Origin of the sequence: Streptomyces filipinensis, assembly GCF_014649495.1 — a bacterium.
In the GTDB taxonomy this organism is placed as follows: domain Bacteria; phylum Actinomycetota; class Actinomycetes; order Streptomycetales; family Streptomycetaceae; genus Streptomyces; species Streptomyces filipinensis.
The window spans coordinates 270,684-295,906 of sequence record NZ_BMTD01000008.1 but is presented as its reverse complement, the minus strand read 5'-3'; the positions used below and the strand labels follow the sequence as shown (position 1 = coordinate 295,906).

General features: G+C 71.8%; 22 protein-coding genes and 1 pseudogene. 9 read left to right on the top strand and 14 right to left on the bottom strand.

Annotated features, from left to right (window positions below):
* The first annotated feature begins 74 nt into the window (after nucleotides 1-74).
* Complete coding sequence (locus IE244_RS20165) at nucleotides 75-1,550, top strand: bifunctional aminoglycoside phosphotransferase/ATP-binding protein (protein ID WP_191875015.1); 1,476 nt, start codon at nucleotides 75-77, stop codon at nucleotides 1,548-1,550.
* A 77-nt stretch (nucleotides 1,551-1,627) separates the two neighbouring features.
* A complete protein-coding gene (locus IE244_RS20160; protein WP_191874942.1) occupies nucleotides 1,628-2,662 on the top strand; it encodes an alcohol dehydrogenase catalytic domain-containing protein in 1,035 nt (344 codons plus the stop codon).
* On the opposite strand, the gene IE244_RS20155 is transcribed toward IE244_RS20160, so the two are convergent.
* The 6 genes from IE244_RS20155 to IE244_RS20130 form a co-directional block, all read right to left on the bottom strand.
* Nucleotides 2,657-2,920, bottom strand: coding sequence for an acyl carrier protein (locus IE244_RS20155; protein WP_191874941.1), 264 nt, complete (start codon nucleotides 2,918-2,920; stop codon nucleotides 2,657-2,659). The two genes, IE244_RS20160 and IE244_RS20155, sit on opposite strands and share 6 nt — an antisense overlap.
* A gap of 5 nt (nucleotides 2,921-2,925) precedes the next feature.
* Nucleotides 2,926-4,413, bottom strand: coding sequence for a dihydrolipoamide acetyltransferase family protein (locus IE244_RS20150; RefSeq protein WP_191874940.1), 1,488 nt, complete (start codon nucleotides 4,411-4,413; stop codon nucleotides 2,926-2,928).
* A 1-nt stretch (nucleotide 4,414) separates the two neighbouring features.
* Nucleotides 4,415-5,494, bottom strand: coding sequence for an alpha-ketoacid dehydrogenase subunit beta (locus tag IE244_RS20145; protein WP_191874939.1), 1,080 nt, complete (start codon nucleotides 5,492-5,494; stop codon nucleotides 4,415-4,417).
* Nucleotides 5,491-6,516, bottom strand: coding sequence for a pyruvate dehydrogenase (acetyl-transferring) E1 component subunit alpha (gene pdhA, locus IE244_RS20140; protein WP_229854233.1), 1,026 nt, complete (start codon nucleotides 6,514-6,516; stop codon nucleotides 5,491-5,493). Before pdhA ends, IE244_RS20145 begins: the two co-directional genes overlap by 4 nt.
* The gene (gene acsA / locus IE244_RS20135; RefSeq protein WP_191874938.1) at nucleotides 6,513-8,345 is read right to left on the bottom strand and encodes an acetate--CoA ligase; all 1,833 of its coding nucleotides are present in this window, start codon (nucleotides 8,343-8,345) and stop codon (nucleotides 6,513-6,515) included. The genes pdhA and acsA overlap by 4 nt, the downstream gene beginning before the upstream one ends.
* A 156-nt stretch (nucleotides 8,346-8,501) precedes the next feature.
* Nucleotides 8,502-10,835, bottom strand: coding sequence for a heavy metal translocating P-type ATPase (locus IE244_RS20130; RefSeq protein WP_191874937.1), 2,334 nt, complete (start codon nucleotides 10,833-10,835; stop codon nucleotides 8,502-8,504).
* A 361-nt stretch (nucleotides 10,836-11,196) separates the two neighbouring features.
* On the opposite strand from IE244_RS20130, the gene IE244_RS20125 reads away from it, so the two are divergent.
* The 7 genes from IE244_RS20125 (at nucleotide 11,197) to IE244_RS20095 (ending at nucleotide 17,480) form a co-directional block, all read left to right on the top strand.
* Nucleotides 11,197-12,381: a 4Fe-4S dicluster domain-containing protein gene (locus IE244_RS20125; RefSeq protein ID WP_191874936.1), complete on the top strand. Its 1,185-nt coding sequence runs from the start codon at nucleotides 11,197-11,199 to the stop codon at nucleotides 12,379-12,381.
* A complete protein-coding gene (locus tag IE244_RS20120; protein WP_191874935.1) occupies nucleotides 12,378-13,196 on the top strand; it encodes an FAD/NAD(P)-binding protein in 819 nt (272 codons plus the stop codon). Before IE244_RS20125 ends, IE244_RS20120 begins: the two co-directional genes overlap by 4 nt.
* A gap of 1 nt (nucleotide 13,197) precedes the next feature.
* Nucleotides 13,198-14,046: an NADH-quinone oxidoreductase subunit B family protein gene (locus tag IE244_RS20115; protein WP_191874934.1), complete on the top strand. Its 849-nt coding sequence runs from the start codon at nucleotides 13,198-13,200 to the stop codon at nucleotides 14,044-14,046.
* Nucleotides 14,047-14,071: 25 nt separating this feature from the next.
* Nucleotides 14,072-15,418 carry a Ni/Fe hydrogenase subunit alpha gene (locus tag IE244_RS20110; RefSeq protein WP_191874933.1) on the top strand — a complete coding sequence of 449 codons (1,347 nt, stop codon included), beginning with the start codon at nucleotides 14,072-14,074 and terminating at the stop codon, nucleotides 15,416-15,418.
* Nucleotides 15,415-15,894, top strand: coding sequence for a hydrogenase maturation protease (locus IE244_RS20105; protein ID WP_191874932.1), 480 nt, complete (start codon nucleotides 15,415-15,417; stop codon nucleotides 15,892-15,894). The genes IE244_RS20110 and IE244_RS20105 overlap by 4 nt, the downstream gene beginning before the upstream one ends.
* Nucleotides 15,895-16,003: 109 nt before the next feature.
* Nucleotides 16,004-16,891, top strand: coding sequence for a universal stress protein (locus IE244_RS20100; protein WP_191874931.1), 888 nt, complete (start codon nucleotides 16,004-16,006; stop codon nucleotides 16,889-16,891).
* Nucleotides 16,892-17,036: 145 nt separating this feature from the next.
* Complete coding sequence (locus tag IE244_RS20095; protein ID WP_191874930.1) at nucleotides 17,037-17,480, top strand: universal stress protein; 444 nt, start codon at nucleotides 17,037-17,039, stop codon at nucleotides 17,478-17,480.
* A 28-nt stretch (nucleotides 17,481-17,508) separates the two neighbouring features.
* Here the strand turns inward: IE244_RS20095 and IE244_RS20090 are convergent, their stop codons facing one another.
* The 8 genes and pseudogenes from IE244_RS20090 to IE244_RS20055 all read right to left on the bottom strand — a co-directional run.
* Nucleotides 17,509-18,165: a potassium channel family protein gene (locus tag IE244_RS20090; RefSeq protein WP_191874929.1), complete on the bottom strand. Its 657-nt coding sequence runs from the start codon at nucleotides 18,163-18,165 to the stop codon at nucleotides 17,509-17,511.
* Nucleotides 18,162-18,821, bottom strand: coding sequence for a potassium channel family protein (locus tag IE244_RS20085; protein WP_191874928.1), 660 nt, complete (start codon nucleotides 18,819-18,821; stop codon nucleotides 18,162-18,164). Before IE244_RS20085 ends, IE244_RS20090 begins: the two co-directional genes overlap by 4 nt.
* A complete protein-coding gene (locus IE244_RS20080) occupies nucleotides 18,818-21,673 on the bottom strand; it encodes a cation-translocating P-type ATPase (RefSeq protein ID WP_229854232.1) in 2,856 nt (951 codons plus the stop codon). Before IE244_RS20080 ends, IE244_RS20085 begins: the two co-directional genes overlap by 4 nt.
* Nucleotides 21,663-22,121, bottom strand: coding sequence for a CBS domain-containing protein (locus IE244_RS20075; protein WP_191874927.1), 459 nt, complete (start codon nucleotides 22,119-22,121; stop codon nucleotides 21,663-21,665). Before IE244_RS20075 ends, IE244_RS20080 begins: the two co-directional genes overlap by 11 nt.
* 39 nt (nucleotides 22,122-22,160) lie before the next feature.
* Nucleotides 22,161-23,150, bottom strand: a complete 990-nt coding sequence (locus tag IE244_RS20070) for an Acg family FMN-binding oxidoreductase (RefSeq protein ID WP_191874926.1) — start codon at nucleotides 23,148-23,150, stop codon at nucleotides 22,161-22,163.
* A gap of 30 nt (nucleotides 23,151-23,180) precedes the next feature.
* A complete protein-coding gene (locus tag IE244_RS20065; RefSeq protein ID WP_191874925.1) occupies nucleotides 23,181-24,059 on the bottom strand; it encodes a universal stress protein in 879 nt (292 codons plus the stop codon).
* Nucleotides 24,043-24,246, bottom strand: a complete 204-nt coding sequence (locus tag IE244_RS20060) for a DUF1918 domain-containing protein (RefSeq protein WP_229854231.1) — start codon at nucleotides 24,244-24,246, stop codon at nucleotides 24,043-24,045. Before IE244_RS20060 ends, IE244_RS20065 begins: the two co-directional genes overlap by 17 nt.
* A 442-nt stretch (nucleotides 24,247-24,688) precedes the next feature.
* Nucleotides 24,689-25,119 (bottom strand): annotated as a pseudogene (locus IE244_RS20055) (nicotinate phosphoribosyltransferase); the annotation flags it as partial.
* Between the last annotated feature and the right edge of the window lie 104 nt (nucleotides 25,120-25,223).

Here is a 25,223-nt window from a genome sequence, read left to right as displayed (position 1 = left end):
GCGAGCCGCGCGTCGACGTGTCCGCTCGACGGTCGGGTGCTCCGCACGACGGGCAGTCGTTGCCGCGGGCTGCCGTGTGCGAGACCCACAGCGCGACGCTGTTCTTCGTCGGCGACCGAGCCTACAAGGTCAAGAAACCGGTCGATCTCGGGTTCTTGGACTACACCACGATCGCGGGCCGCCGAGCCGCCTGCGAGCGCGAGATAGCCCTCAACCGCCGGTTCGCCCCCGACGTCTACGTGGGTCTCGGTGAGTTCCGCAGTCCCGACGGGGAGGCACCCGAACCGCTCGTGGTGATGCGTCGCATGCCGGAGGAGCGCCGCCTCTCCCACCTTGTCCGGGCGGGGGCTGTCGTGGACGACGTCCTTCGCACCGTCGCCCGGCAGCTTGCGGCATGGCACGCCCACGCGCCCCGTGGCCGCGATGTGGACGAGCAAGGCACGCGGGATGCGCTGTCGGCACGCTGGGAGGCGAACTTCGAGCAGGTCCGGGCACTGGCCGCGGACGGCGCGGTGCCCGATTGTCTGAGCGAGACCGAGCAGCTCGTACGCCGCTATCTCGCCGGTCGCAAGCGGCTGTTCGACACCCGTATCGCGCAGGGGCGGGTGGTCGACGGCCACGGTGACCTGCTCGCCGAGGACGTCTTCTGCCTTGACGACGGCCCTCGCGTCCTGGACTGCCTGGAGTTCGACGACCGCCTCCGCTACGTCGACGGCCTGGACGACGCGGCCTTCCTCGCCATGGACCTGGAACAGCTTGGAGCCCAGGAGGCCGCGGCCTACTTCCTCGCCCGGTACGGCGAATACTCCGGGGACCCCGCGCCCCCGTCCCTGCGGCACCACTACGTCGCCTACCGCGCCTTCGTCCGTGCCAAGGTCTCGGTGATCCAGGCCCGGCAGGGTACATCCGGCGCCGAAACCGCGGCGCGGCGGCTCGCGTCCATGGCACTGCGTCACCTGCGCACCTCCGCTGTCGGCCTCACCCTCGTCGGCGGACTGCCGGGCAGCGGGAAGTCCACCCTCTCCGGCGCCCTGGCCGACCGGCTGGGGGTCACCCTGCTCAGCAGTGACCGCATGCGCAAGGAGCTGGCGGGCATCCCGGCGGAGCAGTCCGCCGCGGCGGGCTACGGCGAAGGGCTGTACACGCCCGAGTGGACGGCCAGGACCTACGCCGCCCTGCTCGACCACGCGGCCGCACTGCTCTCCTCGGGTGAATCGGTGGTCCTCGACGCCACCTGGTCCGACGCCGCGCAGCGCGAAGCCGCGCTGCATATGGCCGACCGAACCAGCGCCGACCTGGTGGCCCTCCACTGCCAGGCGCCGGGCGAACTGTCGGCGGCCCGACTGAGCGCGCGCGCCCCGGGCATCTCCGACGCCGGTCCCGACATCGCCACCGCCATGGCTGCCAGGGAGCCGCCGTGGCCCGAAGCCGTCCGGGTCGACACCAGTGGCGCGCTGGAGTCCGCGGTCACCCAGGCGCTGGCGGCCGTACGCCCGTGGGGCACCGGACAGGCACCGGTCTTCCGCCGCCCGTACATGGAGCCGGACTGAGGTGTTGCGGGTGGCCGTGTTGCCCGGGCGCGGTGCGGGGGTGACCGTGGAGGTGGGGGAGCGAGGGAGTGAAAGCGGTGCGAGCGCTCGTCTACCACGGCCCGGCACACACCTCCTGGGACACCGTCCCCGATCCGGTGATCGAGGAGGCGACCGACGCGATCGTGCGGATCGACGCCACCACTGTGTGCGGCACTGACCTGCACATCTGGCGGGGCGACTTCCCCGAGGTGATGCCGGGGACGGTCCTCGGCCACGAGGCCGTCGGTGAGGTCGTCGACATCGGTGAGCAGGTCCACCACCTGCGCCCCGGCGATCAGGTGATCGTGTCGTCCGTCTCGGCCTGCGGTGACTGCGCGGAGTGCCGCGACGGCAGGTACGGACAGTGCCGTGGGGGTGGCGGCTGGATCCTGGGGAGTCTGATCAACGGCACCCAGGCCGAACTGGTGCGCGTGCCGTTCGCCGATCACTCCACCACCCGACGGCCCCCCGACCTCCCGCTCGCTGACGGGGTCTTGCTCGCCGAACTCCTCCCCACCGCCTACGAGGTCGGGGTCCGCAACGGACACGTCGGCCCCGGAGACACCGTCGTCGTGGTGGGCGCCGGCCCCGTCGGTCTCGCCACGGTGGTCCTTGCGCGGCTCTACTCGCCCCGCAGGATCATCGTCGTCGACCTGGCCGACGCTCGGCTGGAGAACGCCAAGCGTGTGGGGGCGGATGCCGCCGAGTCGCCAGGAACCATGATCGCCGACCTGTCCGAGGGGCCAGGGGCCGACGTGGTCATCGAGGCGTCCGGCGACCCGGACGGGTTCGTGCTCTGCACGCGGGCCGTCCGCACGGGAGGACACATCGCCAACATCGGCACGCATGGCAGACCGGTGTCACTGCATCTGGAGTCCCTCTGGCGCAAGAACGTGACGATCAGCACGGGCCAGGTCGACACGTCCTCCACACCGTGGCTGCTGGAACTGTTGCGGTTCGGCCGTCTGCCAGTCTCTCCCTTGGTCACCCACAACTTGGACCTCGACCGGATGGAGGACGCCTACGAGGTGTTCGCGCGCGGCACCAGCACAGGCGCCCTGAAAGTCGTGCTGCATCGGGAGTCGTCATGACCCCCGGCGGGTCCTTTCGACCAGGAACCGCGTCGTGTCGGACAGCGTGGTCAGGTCCGGGTAGTCCTCTTCGTCGATAAGGACGCCCGCACGCTCGGACAGCAGCTCGACCAGGCTGAGGAAATCGAGCGAATCCAGTTCGAGCACGTCGCGGAACTTGTCGTCCGGTTCCACCAGAGTGAAGTCGGCGTCGGGGACGATCTGCGTGATCGACTCCTTGATCAGCGACAGAGCCTCCGCGCTGTTCAGTGGCCTCATCTGACTCACAGCTCCTCCGGTCTCTGCAGAAGTCGGTCGACCGCCGTGAGATAGCGCGCCCCCACGGCGCCGTCCGTGGCCCGGTGGTCGGCGGCCAGGGTCGCGGTCACCACCGGACGCACTCCGAGCATGCCGCCCGCTGCCCAGGGCCGCTCGACGACGGCGCCGAAGCCCACCAGGGCCACCTGGGGCGGGTGGATCACCCCGAACACGGCCTCCACGCCCTGGTCGCCCAGGCTGGTGACGGTCAGGGTCGCGCCGGTCATCTCGCTTCCGCGCAGCCGCCCTCGGCGGGCTCGCTGTACCAACTCCTTCAGACGGGTCATGAGGGCGTCGGGCGGCAGTGTGTCGGCGGTGTGGATGACCGGGGCGAGCAGTCCGCCCTGCCGGAGTGAGACCGCGATGCCCAGGTTGATCTCGGATGCGGGGACAAATTCACCGTTTTGCCAGTAGCCGTTGAGCGCCGGCACCTCGCGTGCCGCCACGGCGGCGGCTTTCAGGAGCAGGGCCGCCGGCACGAGTCGGTCGGTGGGCGTACGAGCGCGGTTGATCCGGCGGAGCCAGTCATCGGCCGCCGTCAGGTCGATGGTGGTGGACAGGTAGTAGTGCGGGATCTCCCGCTTGGAGCGGCTCATGAGGTCGGCGATGGCACGGCGCATGGTGTCCGTACGGTCCTCCGGGCGGCTGTCTCTTCGTATGGCGGCGTCCGGAAGCGTGTCGCCCGTCAGCGGGCCTCGGTCGGTTCGCTCGGGTCCCTTTCCTCCGGCAAGGGTGCGCATGGCCGTGCGCACGTCCGCCGCCCGCACGGCTCCGCCGTCCCCGGTGCCCTGCACCGCCGCCAGGTCGACGCCGAGGTCGTGGGCGAGGCGCCGTGCGTACGGGCTGGCCCGCACCTTTGGGGCCAGCGGCGGCTGGGCGTGCTCCACGTCGGCGCGTGTGATCCGGCCGCCCGGGCCGGTGCCGTGCAGCGTCGTCAGGTCGACACCGCGCAGCACGGCCAGGTGCCGTACGAGCGGGCCGGCGCCGATCACCGAGTCGGCTCCACCGGACGGCTCCGGGGGCGCATGTACGTGCTCGCCGGTCGGCTCCTTCCGGGATGCGGCGAGTGCCGGCTCCGGAGTCACCTCGGGCTTGCGGGCCGCCTTCCTCCGAGGCGCCGGACGCTGGTGCCGTGTGGCCGGTTCCTGGCCGCCTGTCGCGCACGTGGGCGCCTTGCTCACCATGGCCTCCCCGACGCCCGCCCGCTCGTCCGGCACGGCTTGGTCCTCGATCAGCGCGAGCGGTGTTCCCACAGGTACCCGGGTTCCGGGCTCGACGAGCAACCGCCCCACCGTCCCGGACTCGAAGCACTCGACCTCGATGGCCGCCTTGTCGGTCTCCACGACCGCCATGACATCGCCCTTGTGCACCCGCTCCCCGGGACTCACGAGCCACTCCTGCAGCAGTCCCTCGTCCATGTCCGCGCCGAGCGAGGGCATGGTGAACGCGGTCATCTCAGCCCGACCTTCCGGTCACCGGTTGCCGTTCCGTCCCGTTGGCTCCGGTCAGCACCGGTTCACCCACGGCGCGGTGCGCGGCCGCGACGATTCCGTCGACCTGAGGCAGCGCGGCCTCTTCCAACCCGCGCGCGTAGGGTATGGGCACTTCGGCGCTGCACACCCGCTCGACGGGGGCGTCGAGATCGTAGAAGTGCTGTTCCGTGAGGCGTGCCGAGATCTCCGCGGCGAGGCTGCCGGTGCGCCAGCCCTCGTCGACGACGACGGCCCGGTGCGTGCGCGCGACCGAGTCGCCGACGGCGGCGTCGTCCAGGGGACGCAGCGTGCGCAGATCGATGACCTCGGCGCTGATGCCGCCGCTCGCGAGGTCGTCGGCGGCGGCCAATGCCTTGGGCAGGGAGCCGCCGTACGTAATCAGTGTGACGTCCGTGCCGGGCCGGCGGACGGCCGCGTGGTCGATGTCGACCGGCCCGGCGCCGGCGGGCAGGTCGCCCGAGACGTTGTACAGGGTGCCGTGCTCGAAGATCAGCACCGGGTCGGGGTCGGCCAACGCGGGAGCCAGCATGTACCGGGCGTCGGTAAGGGTGGCTGGGGCCAGGACCCGCAGGCCGGGGATGTGCGCGTACCAGCCCTCGAGGCTGTGCGAGTGCTGGGCCGCGAGCTGTCGTCCCGCGCCCGTGGTCATCCGGATCACGATCGGTACGGGCAGTTGGCCGCCCGACATGTGCAGCAGGGTCGCCGCGTTGTTGAGGATCTGGTCCAGGGCCAGCAGGCTGAAGTTGACCGTCATGATCTCGACGATCGGCCGCATGCCCGCCAGAGCGGCACCGATGCCCGCACCGACGAACGCCGACTCCGACAGCGGGGCGTCGCGGATCCGTTCGGGCCCGAACTCCTCCAGCAGGCCGAGGCTGACACCGAAGCAGCCGCCGTACCGGCCGACGTCCTCGCCCATCAGGAACACCCGCTCGTCGCTGCGCAGCGCCTCGCGCATGGCCTCACGCATGGCTTCCCGATACGTCGTCTTCCGGCCGGATGGCGCGGCGGCTTCGGCGATGCGCGGGTGCGTCGTGGTCATGGCCGGGTCACCTCCACCGGGCTGGTGACGTACTTCAACAGATCCTCGACGGGCTCTTCCGGAGCCTTGTCGGCCGCTTCCACGGCCGCGTCGATCTCGGCGGCCAGACGGTCCTCGAGGGCCGTGCGGGCCCTGTCGGTCAGCTCCTTCGCCTCCCGCATCCGCCGGGCGAGCCCCTCTACCGGGTCGCGCTCCTTCCAGTGCTCGATCTCGGCCTTGTCGCGGTAACGGTCCGAGTCGTACATGGAGTGAGCGCGGAAGCGGTACGTGCGCATCTCCAGGAAGTGCGGACCGGTTCCGGCACGCACCCCTTCGGCGGCCCGCCGGGCGGCGTCCTCGACGGCGAAGACGTCCATGCCGTCGACGGCCCAGGAGACCATGCCGTACGCCGCCGCGCGCAGCGCGAGGTCGGTCTGGGCCTGGTGACGGGCCAGAGCGGTGCCCATCGCGTACAGGTTGTTCTCGCAGACCAGCAGCAGGGGCAGCTGCCAGAGCGCGGCGAGGTTGGCGGTCTCGTGGAACTCGCCCTCGGCGAAGGCGCCGTCGCCGAAGAAGCAGCAGGTGACGCGGTTGCGTGCGGTCATGCGGTCGGCGAGGGCGAGGCCGGCCGCGAGGGGGAGCCCGCCCCCGACGATCGCGTTGCCGCCGTAGAAGCGGCGGCCGGCGTCGAAGAGGTGCATCGAGCCGCCACGGCCTCGGCTGCAGCCGGTGACCTTGCCGAACATCTCCGCCATGATCGCCTCAGCCGGAACGCCGCGGGCGAGTGCGTGCCCGTGTTCGCGGTACGTCGACACGAGCGCGTCGTCGTCCGTGAGGGCCTCGTTGACGCCGACGGCCACGGCTTCCTCGCCGATGTAGAGGTGCATGAAACCCCGGATGCGTGCCGCGCTGTAGAGCTCCACACAGCGTTCCTCGAACCGGCGGACGCGCAGCATGGATTCCAGCAGGGCCAGGCGATGTGCGGCCTGACGGTTCGGCCGGGCGGCGGGCCGTGGTGCGCGGGGGCTGCGCGTGGTGGTCATGCGGGCTGCTCCGTCCTCGCCGTGGAGGCGGCCTCCGAAGTGGGCTCCTCCAGGGTGGAGATGTCGCCCTCGGGCAGGCCGAGTTCCCGTGCCCGTAGCAGGCGGCGCATGACCTTGCCGCTGCGGGTGTGCGGCAGGTGCTGGTCGAAGGCGATCTCGCGGGGCGCCACGGCCGGGCCCAGCCGACGCCTGGCGAAGGCCAGCAGATCCCGCCGGGTCGCGCTGCTCGCGTCGAAGCCCGGTCGCAGAGTGACGAACGCCTTGACGATGTTCCCTGCCACGGGGTCCGGCCGGCCGATGACCCCGGACTCGGCGACCGCCGGATGCTCCATCAGAGCACTCTCGACCTCGAACGGCCCGATGAGGTGTCCTGCCGACTTGATGACGTCGTCGGCGCGCCCGACGAACCAGTACCAGCCGTCCGTGTCGCGCCGTACCAGGTCACCGGTGAGGTACCAGCCGTCCGCGAAGGCCGCCGCGGTGCGTGGCTCGTCGTGCAGGTAGCCGCGGAACATGGACGGCCAGCCGGGCCGGAGCGCCAGTTCACCCTCTACGCCGGGCTCCTCCAGTATGGTGACGTGCCCGTCGGCGACCTCGGCCCGGCCGTCCTCGCCGCGCCGCAGCACCGCCGCCTCCACGCCGGGCAGCGGGCGCCCCATCGAACCGGGGCGGATGTCGCAGGCGGCGAAGTTGGCGATCATGATGGCGCCGGTCTCGGTCTGCCACCAGTTGTCGTGCACCGGCAGGCCGAGCACGTCCCGACCCCACACCACCGCCTCCGGGTTGAGCGACTCGCCGACCGACGCGATGAACCGCAGCGCACTCAAGTCAAAAGAGCGCGGCAGGTCATACGGCCCCGTCCTCGGGGTCGTCCGCATCAGCATGCGCAGGGCCGTCGGCGCCGTGTACCAGACACTCACCCGCTGTTCGGCGAGGATCCGGTACCAGCGCCGGGCGTCGTAGTCGCCCTCGTCCACCACGACCGTCACTCCGTGCATGAGAGGGGCGACGATCCCGTAGGACATGCCGGTCACCCAGCCCGGGTCCGCGGTGCACCAGAACACGTCGTCCTCGTGGAGGTCGAGGGCGTACAGCGCGGTCATGTAGTGGGCCACGGCTGCCTCGTGCACGTGCACCGCCCCCTTGGGGATGCCGGTCGTGCCGCTCGTGAAGTGCAGCAGGGCCATGTCGTGGGGAGAGGTCGGCGGGATGGTGAAGGTGTCGGACGCGTCGGCCATCAGCGCGGTGAAGGACAGCGTGCCGGGCAGGTCGTCCGCGCCCTCGCCGACGATCAGCACGTGACCCAGGGCGGCGAGTGCGTCGCGTCGCGCGGCGACCTTCTTCCGGTACAGGTCCGCCGTGGTGACCAGCACCTGCGCGTCGCCCAGCGTCATCCGCTGGAACACCGGGTCGGGTCCGAAGGCGGAGAACAGCGGGCACAGGACACTGGTGTTCTTCAGCGTGCCGAGGACAACGGTGTACAGCTCGGGGCAGCGTCCCAGCAGCGTCACCACCCGGTCGCCGTACCCGATTCCGAGGCCGCGGAGCACGTTGGCGAACCGTGCCGTCGAGCGGCCCAGCTCCCCGTAGGTCACCGAGGTGACGGAGTCGTCCCGTCCCACGCAGCGCAGCGCGACCGCTGTGGCCCGCTCCGACGCCGCGTGCCGGTCCACGGCCTCGTGCGCGATGTTCAGTCCCCGCCCACCGGGCAGCCCCTGCAGCCTGCCGCGTGCCGCCTGCCACGAAAAGCTCGCGCATTCCTTGTCGTAGTCGCGCAGATTGGGGGCGGTGCCCAGCGGGGTGTCCTTGCGGATGGTCTCCCACGGCATGCCGGCCCCTCCTTCCTCCGGATCCTTTTCGACCATCCGCCCGGCTTGCCCCGTCCGCACTGGGTCGAAGGGCCCCGATCCGCGGCCGGACGGCTCAGATCCGTGTCGTCCTCATCGCCTGCCGACCCGGAACACGGAGCCTGACGATGCCGTCGTTCAGGGAGCGAGGGAGAAGTAGTTCTCCTCCTCCTGGGTGAAGTGCAGGCGCAGGACGGTGTTCAGGCCGTACAGACAGGAGCGCAGGTCGTCGAGTTGCTCGGGGGAGAGGCCCCCGCTTGCGTGGGCAAGTTGCAGGTGGATGGCGATGCGGCGGGAGAGACGCTCTATTTCGGTGTGGGCACGGCTCATGGTGGCGGTGGCCTCGGGTCCGCCGAGCGTCGGCGCGAGGGCCGGGTACAGCTCGTGCTCCTCGGCGTACTCGTGCGGGAGGAGCCGTTGGACGAGCAGCCGGTGGGTCTCCTCGACAGCTTCCAGGGCCTGGGGGCCAGGGGAGTCGGAGAGCCGGTCGGCGGTGTCGCGGACGGATTCGAGGACGTCCTGAAGCCCTTCGTGTTCGGCGGCGAAACGGTGGATGAGGGCCTCGGCGGCGGGGGCGAGGGCCGGCCGGGCGGCCTGGCCGACTCGCAGGGCGCGCAGGGCGTTGAGGATGACAGCGACGTCGATGCCTTCTTGGAGCAGCGCGCCGGCGGCGGGCGGGAGCAGGCCGACAGCAGCCGCGGCCATGGCCGCCAGCGACATCAGCATGCCGCCGAGGGCGCTCTGGACGGCGATGCGCCGCGCGCGTTGGGCGATGGCGACGGCGTCGGCGAGGCGGTCGACGCGATCGGTGGTCAGGATGATGTCGGCCGCTTCGGAGGAGGCGGTGGAGCCGCGTGCGCCCATGGCGACGCCGATGTCGGCAGCGGCGAGGGCGGGTGCGTCGTTGACGCCGTCGCCCACCATCACCGTGACCGCGCGCTCGCCTTCGGCCCGTACGGCGGCGACCTTGTCGGCGGGGGAGAGTTCGGCACGTACGTCGTCCAGACCGAGGACGGTGGCGACTTCGCGGGCGGGTGCGGCACGGTCCCCGGTGAGCATCAGCAGCCGCGTGAAGCCTGCCGCCCGCAGGTGGCGCAGGGTGCGCGGTGCGTCGGGGCGCAGCGGGTCGCGCAGCAGGACGGCGCCGGCCAGGTGTCCGTCGAGGGTCAGCCAGGCGACGGCCGCGCCGTCGAGGAGGGCGCGCTTGTCGACCGCCCGGGCCCAGGTCGGCCGGTCCTCGCCGGCGGCGATACGGCCGATGGCGAGCCGGTGCCCATCGGCGGTGCCGGTGGCGCCCCGGCCCGGTTCCTCGGCGACGTCGGAGGGGATCGACAGCTCCAGCTTGCGATCCCGGGCGGCGTCGACGATGGCCTGGGCCAGTACGTGGGGCGAGTACTGGTCGAGGGAGGCCGCCAGGCGCAGGACTTCCGTGGGTCTGATGCCGGGGGCGGCGGTGACGTCGACCACGCGGGGCCGACCTCGGGTGAGAGTGCCTGTCTTGTCGAGCAGGAGGGTGCGGGCGCGGCCCAGGTTCTCCAAGGCGCCGCCGTCGCGGATGACGACGCCGAGGCGGGAGGCGCGGGAAAGACCGGAGACGATCGCGACCGGTGCCGCCAGCAGCAGCGGGCACGGGGTGGCGACCACCAGTACGGCGACCGCTCGTACAGCCGAGCCGCTGATCAGCCACGCCAGTCCCGCCACCGCCAGGGACAGCGGCAGGAACCAGGCCGCGTACCGGTCCGCCAGCCGCACGACCGGCGCGGACCCGGCGCCGGCCTGCTGGGCCAGTCGCACGATCCCGGCGTACGTGCTGCCCTGCTCGGTGGCCGTGGCCCGCATCTCGAAGGCGTCTCCGGCGTTGACCACGCCGCTGCGCACGGTTTCCCCGCCCGCCCGCTCGACCTGCAGGGGCTCACCGGTGAGCACCGACTCGTCGAGGACCGCGGTGGCGCTCTCCACGCGGCCGTCGACGGGAACCACCTCACCAGGGCCGACGACGAGCAGGTCACCGGCGGCGACCTCCGCCAGCGGCACCATGGTCACCCCGGCGCGAGTGCGGCGGCGTGCGGAGCGTGGTGCGTGCTCCAGCAAGGTACGCAGGTCGTGCGAGGCACGTCGCTGGGCTGCGGCCTCCAGCGTGCGGCCGGTGGCCAGCATCAGTGCGATCAGGGCACCGGCCAGGTACTCGTGCACGGCCAGGGTGCCGCCGAGCGCGAGTACGGCGATGAGGTCCACACCCGTGCGGCCCTGCCGTAGCGCGGCCAGTACCCATCCCACCGCGGGAACGAGGGCGAAGAGGGTGCCCAGTTCCCAGAAGAGGCCGGCCAAGTCACCGGCGTCCATGAGCCAGGCGATGCCACCAGCGATCAGGGCCGCTGCCGTCACGGCCAGCAGGACGGGTTCGAGCCGCGGCGACACACCCGCCGCGATCGAGCGACGCAGTCGTGCCGTGAGGGAGGGTCGGTCATTCATGGCATACCTGAGTGCCGGGTGCGATGACTCTCGGGTCGAGTCCTTCTTCATGACATCGCCGCACTACGAGTGCACGCCAGGGGACGTTCGTCCCTGTTCCTGGGCCGACCGCCGACCGCATTCGGTCGCCCTCGCCGCGCCCGGTGAGAGGCGTGGGCGGAACGGACCGCCGCCGTCCGATCGTCGCGCTCGCACGGGTCCACCTGGTCTCCTGCTGGCTCCGGTCACCGGGACCAACGGACCCCGCGTGTGTGTCCACATGGCTCTGTCGGCGCGGCGCCACAGCGGAAATGCTGCGATCGTAGGTGTGAGGGGACGGCGGGGCTCCACGTGCCGTCCGCTGTGCCGAAGGAGGTCGGTCATGAGCACCGACGCCGAAGTGCATGCCTCCCAGCCGCCCGCGTCCGACGGACTCGTCATGGGCAAGGACGGTATGGCCGTGCTCGTGGACGTGCTGATCCGGCGTGGGTTCACCGTGGTCGGCCCCACGGTGCGGGACGGCGCCATCGTGCTGGCGGAGCTGCGGTCGGCCGACGAGTTGCCGTACGGGTGGGGAGTGGAGCTGGAGGCCGGGCGGTACCGGCTGCGGGAGCGGCCGGACGGCGCGGCCTTCGCGAACGCGGCGGGTCCCCAGTCGTGGAAGTCCTTCCTGCACCCGGCACGGGTGCGGGAGTGGAGCGCCGACCGGGTGGATGGCGATCTGGTCTTCACGGCCCACCAGGCCACGCCGCCTCGGTACGCGTTCCTCGGTGTGCGCCCCTGCGATCTGAGGGCCATCGCCATCCAGGACCGCGTCCTGACCGGTGGGGCGTACCGCGATCCCGGCTACGAGGGGCGGCGTTCCGGGGCCCTGCTGATCGTGGTCGAGTGCACGGAGCCCGGCGCCACGTGCTTCTGCGTCTCGATGGGCACCGGACCCGCTGCCGGTCCCGGCTACGACCTGGTGATGACCGAAGTGGTCGACGAGGACGGGCACCGCTTCTGGATGCGCAGCGGCAGCGAGGAAGGCGCGGAGATCCTGGCCGAACTGCCCGCTCGTCCGGCGGACCCCGCAACCCAGGAGACGGCTCGCGCGGGCGTCACGGCCGCCGCGGACCGCATGGGCCGGACCATGCCCGAAGCCGACCTGCGGGAGCTGATGGCCGGGACCCTCGACGCCCCGCGCTGGGACGACGTCGCAGGGCGGTGCCTGACGTGCGGTAACTGCACCATGGTGTGCCCCACCTGCTTCTGCACCACCACTGAGGACGTCACCGACCTCACCGGCGACCACGCGGAGCGGTGGCGGCTGTGGGACTCCTGCTTCGACCTGGACTTCTCCCAGCTGCACGGCGGTCCGGTCCGTGCCTCCTCGCGCAGCCGCTACCGGCAGTGGATGACCCACAAACTCGGCACCTGGTACGACCAGTTCGGCTCGTCCGGCTGTGTGGGCTGCGGGCGTTGCATCGTGTGGTGCCCCGTCGGCATCGACATCACCGAGGAAGCGGCCGCCCTGCACGACTGGACACAGTCCGGGACGTCGGCATCGACGCCGGAGCCACCATGAGCACCGTGACGCCCCCGCTGCCGTACCGGGTCGCCGGCACCTGGGACGAGACCGGCGACACCCGGTCGATCGAGCTCGTACCGGCCGGGCGGAGACTCCCGCCTTTCGCCCCAGGGCAGTTCGCGATGCTCTACGCGTTCGGGGTCGGTGAGGTGCCCATCTCTGCCAGCGCCCTGAAGGGCCGCCACGGAGGGCTCGTACACACCGTGCGTGCGGTGGGTGCGGTCTCCGCCGCCCTCTGCCGACTGCGCCCGGGTGACAGCGTCGGGCTCAGCGGGCCGTACGGCACCGGCTGGGACCTCGACGCGGCGGTCGGCCACGATGTTCTGATCGTCGCCGGCGGCATCGGTCTGGCACCGTTGCGGCCGGTCGTCCACGCCGTCCTGGGCCGGCAGGCGGCGTACGGTCCGCTCGCGGTCCTCGTCGGCGCCCGTACCCCTGCCGATCTGGTCTACCGCGACGAGGTCGAGAGCTGGCGCGGCCAGGCCCGGGTGGAGGTGACCGTCGACCGGGCCGCCCCGGGCTGGCAGGGCGCGGTGGGCGTGGTCACCACGCTCCTGGACCGCCTCGAACTGCGCCCGGAACGGACCTGCGCTTCGGTGTGCGGGCCTGAGGTGATGATGCGTCACACCGCTCGCGACCTCGTGGCGCGGGGCCTGGCCCCGCACCGCATTCAGGTGTCCCTGGAACGCAACATGCACTGCTCCACCGGCCACTGCGGCCACTGCCAGCTCGGTCCGCTCCTGCTGTGCCGCGACGGGCCGGTCGTCGGCTACGACCGGGTGGCGCCCCTACTCCTTGTGAGGGAGTTGTGACATGGTCACCGACCTCGGCCCGGTCATTCGCACACGGCCGACGCTCGCCGTGTGGAAGTTCGCCTCCTGCGACGGCTGCCAGCTGACGCTGCTGGACTGCGAGGACGAACTCCTCGGCGTCACCGGGCGCGTACGGATCGACCACTTCCTGGAGATGAGCCCGGCCGAGGGCGCCGACAGGGAACGCGCGCGGCTGGACGGCCGGGGGCCGTACGACCTCTCCCTGGTCGAAGGGTCGATCACCACCGTCGAGGACGCCGAGCGGATCCAGCACGTCCGCCGCATCTCCCGGTACCTGGTGACCATCGGGGCCTGCGCCACCGCGGGCGGCATCCAGGCCCTGCGCAACTTCGCCGACGTCGACGACTTCCTCGCCGCCGTGTACGCCCGGCCGGAGTACATCGCCACGCTGGAGACCTCGACACCGATCTCGGCCCATGTGCCGGTCGACTTCGAGCTGCGTGGGTGCCCCATCGACGGTCGCCAGCTCCTCGAGGTCATCACCGCCTACCTGGCCGGCCGCAGGCCCCAGATCTCCAACCACAGCGTCTGCTTCGAGTGCAAGAGGCGCGGCACCACCTGCATCACCGTGGCCCACGGCACCCCCTGTCTGGGCCCGGTCACGCACGCGGGGTGCGGTGCCATCTGCCCCGCCTACGGTCGCGGCTGCTACGGCTGCTTCGGACCGTCGAGCAAACCCAACCTGCGCTCCATGATCGCCCAGTTGCGCCACGACGGGATGAGCGAGCGGGACGTCCAGCGTGTCTTCCGCACCTTCAACGCCGCGTCGCCGGAATATGCCCCCGTACCCGACCTCGCGGCCGAGGAGCGACAGGGCCCTCCGGCCTGACGGACCCGCGCCCGGAAAGGCTCGCATGAACCATCGCGGAACCCGCGTCCTGCGGCTGGACGCGCTGGCCAGGGTGGAAGGCGAGGCTGCCCTCCACCTGCGCGTCGAGGGGGACACGGTCGCCGAGACGCGGTTGCGCATCTACGAACCCCCACGCTTCTTCGAGGCCTTCCTGACCGGCCGGGGCCACACCGAACCCCCTGACATCACCGCCCGGATCTGCGGCATCTGCCCGGTCGCCTACCAGATGAGCGCCTGCCAGGCGATCGAGAACGCCTGTGGCGTCACGGTCGACGGCCCCCTCGCGCAGCTGCGCCGCCTGCTGTACTGCGGCGAGTGGATCGAGAGCCACACCCTGCACATCTACCTGTTGCACGCCCCGGACTTCCTGGGGCGTGCCGACGTCGTGGAACTCGCCCGCGACCAACGAGCGGCCGTCGAGCGCGGCCTGAGACTCAAGCAGGCCGGCAACGCGATCGTCGAACAGCTCGGCGGCCGCCCCATCCACCCGGTCAACGTCCGGATCGGCGGCTTCTACCGGACGCCCGCACCGGACGAGCTGCGCCCGCTGGCGGAGCGGCTTCGGCAAGCCCGGGACGACGCGCTGGAGACCGTCCGCTGGGTGGCGGCGTTCGACTTCCCCGACGCGGTGTGCGACCACGACCTGTTGGCGCTGAGCGACCCCGGCCGGTACGCCGTCGACACCGGAACACCGGCGGTCATGGCCGCTGCCGACAACGGCCGGGCGCCGCACTCGGTCCCCCTGTCCGACTTCGAACAGCACGTCCGGGAAGGGCAAGTACCCCACTCCACCGCCCTGACGGCCACGCTCGACGGCCGCCGCTACCTCACCGGCCCGCTGGCCCGCTACGCGATCAACGGCCAGTGGCTGCATCCCGTGGCTGCCGAGGCGGCGGGGGAAGCCGGTCTCGGTGATCCCGGGGCCGGCGCCATCTGCGACAACCCCTTCCGCAGCATCGTCGTACGGGCCGTCGAAGTGGTGCAGGCCGTAGAGGAGGCCTTGCGGATCATCGACGGATACGAACGACCTCCCCGGCCGGCCGTCGAGGTTTTGCCGCGCCAGGGGTCCGGCGCCGGGGCCACCGAGGCGCCCCGGGGGCTGCTGTACCACCGCTACGCGCTCACGGAGGACGGCACGCTCACCGAGGCCCGTATCGTCCCGCCCACGGCCCAGAACCAGACGGCCATCGAGGAGGACGTGCGCAGAGCCGTCCAGGCTCGCCTCGACGGGCCCGGGCCGGCCGCCGACGACGAGGAACTGACTCGTCTCTGCGAACGGGCCATCCGCAACCATGATCCCTGCATCTCCTGTGCCGCCCACTTCCTCGACGTCACCGTGGAACGCGCATGAGCCGGCGGGTCGTGGTGATCGGCGTGGGCAATCCCCTGCGTGGCGACGACGGTGTCGGCCCGGCAGCCGTGGAGGCCTTGCGGGCCCGGGTTCCCGACGGAACCGTCCTGGCGGTCAGCGACGGTGAACCCGCCCGCATGCTCGACCTGTGGCGCGGCGCAGACACGGTGGTCGTGGTGGAAGCGCTCCGGACGCGGCCGACCCGGCCGGGGGAGCTGCACGTCCTCTCGGCGGCCGACGCGGCCTCCTGGACAGCGGCCACGGCGAGCACGCACGCACTCGGCCTGGGGGAGTGCCTGGCCTTGGCGGCGGCCCTCGACCAGTTGCCGCCGAGACTGGTGGTGCACGCCATGGAAGTGGCCGACGTGGAAGTGGGCGAGGGGCTGAGCGGCGTGGTGCGGTCGGCGCTTCCCGAGTTGATCGACCGGGTCGCCGCCTCTGTTCGACAGGCGCACGGACAAGACCGCGAGCAGTAGGGGGCCGATGGTCCTCCGGTGCGGGCCGAAGCGCCCTCGCGACCGCGGCGACGGGGTGCGACGGTGAAGGTCCCCCCGTGCTTTATGACAGACGGCCCCATGAAAGGCGGTGGGGACGGTGACACTTCCCCTGGTGGTGGGCGTCGACGGATCGGACTCGTCTCTGACGGCGGTCGGCTGGGCCGTGGACGAGGCCGTGCGCCACGGTGCTCCGATGAGGCTCGTGTACGCCTCCCTGTGGGAGCGCTATGAGCTCGGCCTTCCTTCGGTGGGCCTGGGGCGCCCTTCCGAGCAGGTGCTGGCCGAGCACATCGTGGCTTCGGCGGCCGATCGTGCCGAACGGCGCAACCCGGATGTCAAGGTCACCACCGACATCATCCCGGAGGACCCGGTGGCCGCTCTTGTTCACGAGAGTGGCCAGGCCATCACGCTGGTGACGGGTTCGCGTGGCCGGGGCGAGGTCAAGGGACTGCTTCTCGGGTCGGTAGGTCTGGCCGTGTCGGCTCGGGCGCACTGCCCGGTGATCGTCGTCCGGGGCGATCCGGCGGGGCTCGCGGGCACGCATGAGCGGATCCTGCTGGGCATCGGTGACGCCGACGACACCAGCACCGAGGCCGTGCGGTTCGCCTTCCGGGAGGCCGAGGTGCGCGGCTGTGTCCTGGACGTGGTGCATGCCTGGCGCAGGCCCGCCTTCGACAGGAACGGCAACAGGATAGGTACAGGAGGGCCGGCGGACACGTACGCGGAGCGTGCCTCCGCTGTCGTCGACGCCCGGCTCAAGGCCGCGATCGCCGAGTATCCGCATGTCCGGACGCGCCCGGCGACGCCGGAGGGACCGGCCGCCAAGGTCCTCGTGGACCGGTCGGCGGCTGCCGACCTGGTGATCGTCGGGGCCCGGCGCCGGACGAGCGCCTTCGGATTCCAGCTCGGCCGCGTGAGCCATGCACTCCTGCACCATGCCCGGTGCCCGGTCGCGGTCGTGCCCGAACGGCAGTGAAGGTTCGGGCGCTGACGGCACCGTCGCTCCCGTCGTCCGTCATGCCGCTGGATGCTCATCTCTGGCGGTCCGGCGAGGAGGCCCGCAGCGTGGAGAACAGAGGTGCACCGGCCCGGCGGGCACAGACGAAGGAGAGGTGGGACGCATGGACAAGGATGCCTCCGAGCGCCGGGTGGTGGTCGGTGTCGACGGGTCGCAGTCCTCGTACGAGGCCCTGCGCTGGGCAGTGCGCTATGCCGGCCTGGTCGGCGGCACCGTGGACGCGGTCGCGGTGTGGGAGCTGCCGGGCCTGTACGGCTGGTCGGCGCCCGCCGTGGACATGGACGTCGACGAGGACGAGACCCGGCAGAAGATGAGCCAGGAACTGACCGATGTGCTCGGCGCGGGAGCTGCCGACGCGGTCCGGACCCACGTGGTGCACGGAAACCCCGCCGACGTCCTGCTGAGGGCAGCCGAAGGAGCCGAGGTCCTGGTCGTCGGCAGCCGGGGCAGGGGCGGATTCGCCCGCGCCCTGCTCGGTTCCGTCAGCCAGCATGTGTCGCAGCATGCGAGCTGCCCCGTCGTGATCGTGCGCTGCCAGAAGCAGTGACGTCGGGCCGGTCCGGCGCCGGGGCAGCTCACTGGAAGGCCGCGTGGATCTCCTGTTCGGTCGCCGCGTGCGACACGAGCAGCAACTCGTCGCCGGGGAGCAGCCGCACCTCGGGACCCGGGACAGTGGGCTGCCCGCCCCGTACGACGGTGGCGACCACGGTGCCGGCGGGCAGGGAGACCTCGCCCAGCGTGTGACCGGCGGCCCGGGACCGTTCGGTGATCGCGGTCTCGATGACCTCGACACCGGCCTTGCTCAGCCGCAGCAGTGCCACCGTGTCCGTGGCCCCGGTGGCTTCCTCGATGAGGGAGATCAGCGGGGTGGCGGCGGGCACCGCCGCGTCCACGCCCCACCGCTGGTCGAAGAGCCAGGCGTTCTCCGCCTCGTTGACGCGCGCGGCCACCCGCCCCACCCCGAACTGCCGCTTCGCCAGCAGGCTGATGACCAGGTTGTCCTCGTCGCGGCCGGTGACCGCGATGACGAGATCGCAGGCCAGCGCGCCCGCGCTCTCCAACAGGCCCGGCTCGCAGGCGTCCCCCGCCACGAGGCGCACGTGCGGCAGGCCTCCGAGTTCCGCCACGCGCTCGTCGTCGTACTCGACGAGAGTGACGTCGTTACGGGCGGCGGACAGCACCTGGGCGATCTGGGTGCCGAGTCGGCCCGCGCCCGCGATCAGGACCTTCACGTTCCCAGCTCCTTGTCGAGAAAGCCGCTCAGCCGGCCCAGCGCCGTTGCGGCGACACCGAAGGTGACGAGGTCGCCGGGCTCGGCGAGGACACCGCGTGCGGGGAGCAGCGACCGGCCGCCACGGGTGATCTCCACGACCCGGATCTCGCCGTCGACGTCGAACTCCGTGACCTGCCGTCCGGTGAGATAGGACGGCAGCTGGGAGCGGACGAGGAGCGTCTCGCCGTTGCCGAAGGAGACCTCGGGTGTGAGGTGCCGGTGCAGCAGCATCTGGTGGATGCGGCCCACGGCCCAGCGGACGCTGGAGATGGTCGGGATTCCCAGGTCCCGGTAGATGTCGGCGCGGCGTGGATCGTGGATGCGGGCGAGGACGATCGGGACCCGGTACGTCTCCTTGGCGGTGCGCGCGCTGACGATGTTGCTGTTGTCTCCGGAGGTGACGGCGACGAAGGCGTCCGCATGGGCGATGCCGGCCGATTCCAGCGCGGAGCGGCTGAAGCCGTTGCCGACGTGGAAGGCGCCGGGGAAGCCCGGTGGCAACCTCCGCCGCGCTTTGGGCTGGTGGTCGATGAGGCGGACGTCATGGCCCTCGGTGACGAGTTGCGTGGCCAGGGTGGCCCCGAGCCGACCGCAGCCCGCGATGATCACTCTCATGGCGTTCCTCCCTTCGGGGATGATCTCCGGCGGCGCAGCGTCCATTTGCGGAGTTCCTCGGCCGCCAGCAGCAGTGCTCCGAACGCCACCAGGACCGCCCAGTCGGCTGGGGTCAGCGGCGCGGTGTTGAAGATGGCCTGGAGCGGTGGCGCGTAGCTGATGGCGGCCATCAGCCCGATGCCGAAGCAGCCGGCGGCCAGCAGCCACGGATTGCTCAGCAGACCGGCTCGCAAGACGCTCTGCCGGTCGGTGCGCACGGCGAGGGCGTTGAAGAACTGGCTGACGACGATGCCGGCCTGGACCATGGTGATCGCCTCGCGGTAGACGGGGTCGTCCTGGGTGAAGTCCGCGTAGGGGATGCCGGAGGCGTGGATGTGCCAGAAGAAGACGGCGCACACGCCGAGGGCCTGGATACCCCCCAGGAAGAGGATGCGGCCCATGACGGCGGCCGAGAAGAGCCGCTCCTGGCGGGGCCTCGGCGGGCTGTTCATGACGTCGGGTTCCATCGGTTCCGCGCCGAGCGCGAGGGCGGGCAGCACGTCGGAGCCGAGGTCGATGGCGAGGATCTGCACGGCCGTGATCGGCACCAGCGGGAAACCGGCGAAGGTCGCCGCGAGGATCGGCATGAGTTCGGCGATGTTGTGGCTGAAGAGGTAGATCAGGAACTTGCGGATGTTGCGGTAGACCGAACGGCCCAGTCCCACCGCGGTGGTGATGGAGGCGAAGGAGTCGTCGAGCAGCACCATCACGGCGGCCTCGCGGGCGACGTCGGTGCCGGAGGCGCCCATGGCGACGCCGATGTCGGCGTGCTTGAGGGCCGGGGCGTCGTTGGCCCCGTCGCCGGTGACGGCTACGACCTCTCCGCGCCGCTGCAGCGCGGTGACGACCCGCATCTTGTGCTCGGGGCTGACGCGGCACAGCAACAGTTCGGTGGAGCCGGTCAGCAGGTCGTCCAGCCCGCTGTCGTCCATCGTGTCCAGCTGGGTGCCGGTCGCCACGGCCGGAGCCGCCTCGCGCACGATGCCGACGCGACGGGCGACCGCCTCCGCGGTCAGCGGATGGTCACCGGTGACCATGACGATGCGGATCCCGGCCCGTCGGCACGCGTCCACCGCGTCCCGTACCTCCGGCCGGGGCGGGTCGTACATCCCGGCGAGCCCCAGCAGGGTCAGCTCCGACTCGACATCCGCGATCGGCGGCCGAGGCCCGGAGACCTGCCGTCGTGCGACCGCCAGCACGCGCAGGCCCTGCCCGGCCATGCCGTCCGCGGCTGCGGCCACACGGCTGCGATCGGCCTCCGTCAGCGGCGTCTTCCCGTCACCGTGGCCGAGGGCGTCGCAGCGGGTGAGCAGTTCGAGGGGGGCGCCTTTGGCACACGCGAAATACGTCCCGTCGCTGTCGCGATGGACGGTGCTCATCAGTTTCCGCGCCGAGTCGAAGGGATACTCCCCCACCCGGGGTGCCCGCATCTCCTCCTCGGCGGGGTCCAGACCGGCCTTCATGGCCGCCACCAGCAGCGCACCCTCGGTCGTGTCTCCCAGCACCCGCCACGCGTCCCGCCCGGCGGGCCGCACCAGTCGGGCGTTGCTGCACAGAGCCGCCGCGCGCAGCAGCTCCCGTACGGGCGGGGCGTCGGTGATCTCACCGACCGGCGCGTACCCCACCCCCGACACGGCGTGCGACACCCCGTCCGCCCACAGCTGCACGACGGTCATCTCGGCCTGCGTGAGCGTGCCCGTCTTGTCGGTGCAGATCACGCTGGTCGAACCCAGCGCCTCCACGGCGAGCAACTGCTTGACCAGTGCGTGCCGGCGGGCCATGCGACGGACACCGATCGCCAGCGACACGGAGAGCGTGGCCGGCAGCCCCTCGGGCACGAGAGCGACCATCACTCCCAGCGAGAAGACGAACGTGTCGACGAACGGCTGTCCGCTGGGCACGCGCACCGCGAACAGGGCAGCACCGGTCGCAAGGGCCACGCCCGCGACCCGGCGGGCCATGACGGCGACCTGCCGCTGCAGGGGGGTCTGCTGCCTCGGGGCGGCGGCGGTGAGCCGGAAGATGCGCCCGAACTCGGTGGCCGTACCGGTGGCGAACACGACGGCCTTGCCGGTGCCGGCGACCAGGTCGGTGCCCATGAAGACGCAGTTGCGCGCCTCCAGCGGAGGCCCCGGCGGCACGGCTTCCGCGATGCGGGTGACGGGATCGCTCTCACCGGTGAGTGCGGCGTTGTTGACGGCTGCTTCCTGAGCCTCGACCAGCCGGCAGTCGGCCGGCACCGCGTCCCCGGCCTCCAGGACCACCACATCGCCCGGCACCAGATCCCGCGCGGACAGCTCCCGCCGCTCCCCGTCCCGCAGTACCCGGCAGGTGTGCGGCACCATCGCCTGCAAGGACTCCGCGGTGCGCTCGGCGGAGTACTCCTGTGCGAAACCGATGCCGGCGTTCAGCAGCACCACAGCGAAGATGGCCAGGGCCAGTTGCAGGGTGGCCGGGTCCCGGGGCTGTCCCAGCCAGTAGGCGAGGAACGTGATCGCCGAGGAGACCAGCAGGACGACCGCGAAGAGGTCGGTGAACTGGGCGAGCAGCCGGCGCCATACCTGGCCGTGGCTCGCTCCGGGCAGTTCGTTGGGGCCGTAGCGGTCCCGTCGGGCGGTGGTCTCGGCCGGTGTCAGACCGCGCGGGGAGCTTTCCAGGGCGGTGAAGACCGCGGGAACCGGCAGGGAGGGGATCGACGGCACAGGGGTGCTCGGCCGCTCCGGGGCCGGCACCTGCACTGCGGCCCCGCTGCCCGCCGCCGGACCGTCCTCGTGAAGTGCGGTCGTGCCCTGCCGGGTCCGTTCAGGGTGCATCCGGGGCTCCGGCCTCCTGGGGCGGTCCCGGAGGCTCCTGCAGGACGCTCCAGGCCACCGGCCCCAGCAGGTCGGCGAACCGCCGGAACAGGTCGAGGAAGAGGTCGTCGATCGTCAGCACCCCCACCACCCGGCCCGCGTCCAGGACCGGAAGCCGACGGACCCCCGTGCGACGGAACGTGCGATAGGCAGCCCCTAGATCCTCGACGGCCTCGACCGTGACGACGCGGGTCGACATCACCGCGTCCACCCGGGCCCTCGCGTCCAGGCCGCCGCCCATGCCACGAACGGCGAGGTCGCGGTCGGTGACGATGCCGTGCAGTGCTCCGTCCTCGACCACCAGCACAGACCCGACGGCGGTCTCGGCCATCTGCAGGGCCACCTCGGCCAGGGTGGCGTTCGGCGCCACGCACACCGGAGGAGCCGTCATCACCTCGGAGACCTTCATGCGCTCCTCCTCGCTGTCCCACGGTTCGAGGGCCCGGACTCAGAGAACGTCGAGCACTTCGGCCACAGCCCGCCGTGGGCTCGCGGGGCCTTCGGGGCCGTGACCGAGCCGGATGACCATCTGGACATGGGCCATCGCGGAGACGGGGTCGCGGACGGCCCACCGGATCTCGGGCCACTCCAGGGGCTGGGACGTGACCGAGGCGACGAGCCCGTCCGTCGTGGCCTGGAGCAGGACCCGTTCCAGAGCCTGACCGGCCGACAACCAGTCCGCGGGCCCGTCGTGGGCCGTACCCAGCAGGGCGATGTTCGGTTCCCTCTCGAAGGGCGCCCAGCCGCGTTCGGGCACCGGACGACCGACGGCGAAGTCACGCACGGGGACCGTGGTGTGGCGCTGCCGAGGACCGAAAGCCTCGGCGGCGATGCCGTCAACGGCCCCGGCGCTGCCGGAAGAGCCGGTGTGCGCCCAGCGCGCCGTCTCCTCACGCACGTCCGGCGCCAGCGCCTCCCTGCCCTCGGCGTCCCCTACCAGCTCCAGGATCGACTGCACGTGCCATGCGCCGGGGAACAGCAGCTGTGCGCCCTCGGCGAGCGCAGCTTCCTGCAACGTCTCCTGCACGTCGAGGGGGAGGGTCTCCTCGCGGAAGGGGAAGCGGCTGGAGTGACGGCGATGGATCGCAGGGCTCAGCCGGGCGAGCGCGCCGTCGGGGGTTCCCGTGCCGCACAGGTGCGCCTCGGCGAGGAGATCCGGGCAGGCCGGGTCCGGTAGCAACCGGACGACCGGCGCGAGTCCGGCTGCCGCGGCGGCCACGCGCAGGTTGAGCAGCGCGGCGCCGCACCCCACGTGCAGGCCGCGGTTCTCGGGGTCGGTTCGCGGCAGTGCCCGCTCCAGGTCCGCGTACAGCCGAAGGACCCCGATGTCCCGCAGGTAGCGGAAGGTCCAGGGCTGGGCGTTGTGCAGTGAGGGCGCCGCCGCGGCGTCCGCCACGAGCCCGGCGACGGTGTCCACGTCGAGAGGTTGTGCAGTCACGGCGGCTTCCCTTCGTGCCGGTCTGCCGGTTCACTCGCGGGTCGGTACGGCGATGACGGGGCAACGGGCGTGGTGCAGCACGCCCTGGCTGACCGAGCCCAGCAGCATGCCGGCGAAGCCTCCGCGGCCCCGGGTCCCCACCACCAGGCCCAGCGCATGGGCCGAGGCGTCGGTGAGCACCTGGACGGGATGCCCGACGAGCACTTCGTGGTGCAGGTCCACCTCGGGATAGCGGGCCTGGCGTCCTGCCACGATCTCGGAGAGGAGCCGACGGGCCTCCTGCTGCGGCTGGTGCTCGTCGAAGACTCTCAGCGGTCCTGGCTCCCAGACGAGCAGGGCCCGCAGCCGGGCGCCGCGCAGGGCTGCCTCCTCGAACGCCAGGTCGACCGCAGCGGCGGAGTGCTCGCTGCCGTCCACGCCGACGACGAAGTACGGGGGTTCCTCGGTGACGTGTTCCGGCTCGGGGACGACCACCAGGGGACAGTGCGTACGGGCCATGACCGGCAGAGCGACCGACGCGGAGCCGAACACCTCCTGCTTCCGGCTCAGGTGCCGCGATCCCAGCACGAGGGAGGTGGCATCGCGGCTCTGCTCGCGCAGCACCCACACCGGGTCGCCCTCCGCGAGCAGCGCGTCGACCTGGAGCTGAGGGTGCCGGGCCGAGACGAAGTCCACGGCCTGCCCCAGCACCTGCTCGCCGGCCTTGTGCAGCGCCTCGTTCCATTCCTCCCAGGACGGCGGGACCTCCTGCCTCCGGTACCCCCTGGTGGGCACGCCCTCCACATGGACGGCGCGCAACGGCAGCCGTCTGCGGGCGGCCTCGTCGGCCGCCCAGACCAGTGCCATCCGGTGGACGGGATCGGGATCGACGCCCACCACGACCGGTCGGCGTTCACCGGGCCCGGACATGATCGCCTCCGGTCACCAAGTGCCGGATGTACGCATCAGGACCCGGGAAGTAGAGGGTCACTCGTCCGTCCTCGGCCCACCGCACGTCGTAGGGCGGGGTGCCGTCCTCATGGTGGAGTCCGACGATCTCGCCGTCTCGTGCGACGACCCCGGCCGTGGTCCCGCGTACCACGATCTCGTCGCCCACGCGGACGCGAGTGGAGGCCCTGGTTGCCTCTGAGCCGGTGGGGGCTTCGGCCTCAGCGTTCTTCGTTGCTGGTGCGGGAGCGGACATCGCTCGTCGCCTCCTCCCTGCGGTGGCGCGGGGGGATGCCGCCGCCACTTCCATGGAAGGCCACGGTGGTGTCGGCCTGCCAGGGGCCGATGGTCCCCGTCGGAGGCCCGTCGAACCCTCCGCCGTCACGTGTCCGATCAGTGTCCGGGGGGACCGAGAGCGTGGCGGAACGGCGGTCCGCTGTGTCCGACGGTGCGGTGCGGTCCTCCGGGCACAGCCGGGCTTCGATGTCGGCTTGTACCGAGGCCGTCAGATGGTCGAGTGACTCGGACCGCACCGGCCGGACCGGCTCGGGATTCTCGATCCGGCGCGCCGAGTCGGGCAGATCGGCCAAGTCCTCGCGGAACCGCTTGCGCGCGTCCTGCACGTCGCTGGTGCCGGCGAAGCCCACCATGGCGTCCAGCCGGGCGGCCTGCAGCCCCGCCCGCGGGCCGTACGTGCGGCGCAGCGCGAAGATACGACCGGTCGGCCGGCCGCAGCGAGGACGCAACGCGCCGCCTTGGACGCCACCACCGTCTGGTGGCAGAGCTGGTTCAGCAGGTACGTCTCGACGAGCTGGGCCTGAGGGAGTGGTGCGGTCACCTCCAGCAGGGCTCACCGGCGAAGAGCACATGCCCCTCCGACCGCGCGCACCTCGCCTGCGAAGGACAGGCCGCGAAGCGGTTCGAGGTCCCGGGCAGGCCGGTGCAAGGCGGCCGCGAACCTCTCGGCGTCGTCCCTCTCCACCCGGAGGTAGGACATGGTCATGGTCACTTCGTAGAGGTCGGTGGTGGTGACGTCGGACATGGCTGTCGCCGCCGGGGCCGAGGTTCCTCGGTCCCAGTCTCGTCGCGGCCGTGTAGGAGGAAATGGGGCCCTCAGGCCCCGCGTATGGGCTACTAGGCCCCAGC

Excerpts from the sequence above, each read along its gene's own strand:
- IE244_RS20155 (WP_191874941.1), bottom strand. The coding sequence starts at position 2,920 with ATGAGGCCACTGAACAGCGCGGAGGCTCTGTCGCTGATCAAGGAGTCG.
- IE244_RS20150 (WP_191874940.1), bottom strand. The coding sequence starts at position 4,413 with ATGACCGCGTTCACCATGCCCTCGCTCGGCGCGGACATGGACGAGGGA.
- IE244_RS20145 (WP_191874939.1), bottom strand. The coding sequence starts at position 5,494 with ATGACCACGACGCACCCGCGCATCGCCGAAGCCGCCGCGCCATCCGGC.
- pdhA (WP_229854233.1), bottom strand. The coding sequence starts at position 6,516 with ATGACCACCACGCGCAGCCCCCGCGCACCACGGCCCGCCGCCCGGCCG.
- acsA (WP_191874938.1), bottom strand. The coding sequence starts at position 8,345 with ATGCCGTGGGAGACCATCCGCAAGGACACCCCGCTGGGCACCGCCCCC.
- IE244_RS20130 (WP_191874937.1), bottom strand. The coding sequence starts at position 10,835 with ATGAATGACCGACCCTCCCTCACGGCACGACTGCGTCGCTCGATCGCG.
- IE244_RS20125 (WP_191874936.1), top strand. The coding sequence starts at position 11,197 with ATGAGCACCGACGCCGAAGTGCATGCCTCCCAGCCGCCCGCGTCCGAC.
- IE244_RS20120 (WP_191874935.1), top strand. The coding sequence starts at position 12,378 with ATGAGCACCGTGACGCCCCCGCTGCCGTACCGGGTCGCCGGCACCTGG.
- IE244_RS20115 (WP_191874934.1), top strand. The coding sequence starts at position 13,198 with ATGGTCACCGACCTCGGCCCGGTCATTCGCACACGGCCGACGCTCGCC.
- IE244_RS20110 (WP_191874933.1), top strand. The coding sequence starts at position 14,072 with ATGAACCATCGCGGAACCCGCGTCCTGCGGCTGGACGCGCTGGCCAGG.
- IE244_RS20105 (WP_191874932.1), top strand. The coding sequence starts at position 15,415 with ATGAGCCGGCGGGTCGTGGTGATCGGCGTGGGCAATCCCCTGCGTGGC.
- IE244_RS20095 (WP_191874930.1), top strand. The coding sequence starts at position 17,037 with ATGGACAAGGATGCCTCCGAGCGCCGGGTGGTGGTCGGTGTCGACGGG.
- IE244_RS20085 (WP_191874928.1), bottom strand. The coding sequence starts at position 18,821 with ATGAGAGTGATCATCGCGGGCTGCGGTCGGCTCGGGGCCACCCTGGCC.
- IE244_RS20080 (WP_229854232.1), bottom strand. The coding sequence starts at position 21,673 with ATGCACCCTGAACGGACCCGGCAGGGCACGACCGCACTTCACGAGGAC.
- IE244_RS20075 (WP_191874927.1), bottom strand. The coding sequence starts at position 22,121 with ATGAAGGTCTCCGAGGTGATGACGGCTCCTCCGGTGTGCGTGGCGCCG.
- IE244_RS20065 (WP_191874925.1), bottom strand. The coding sequence starts at position 24,059 with ATGTCCGGGCCCGGTGAACGCCGACCGGTCGTGGTGGGCGTCGATCCC.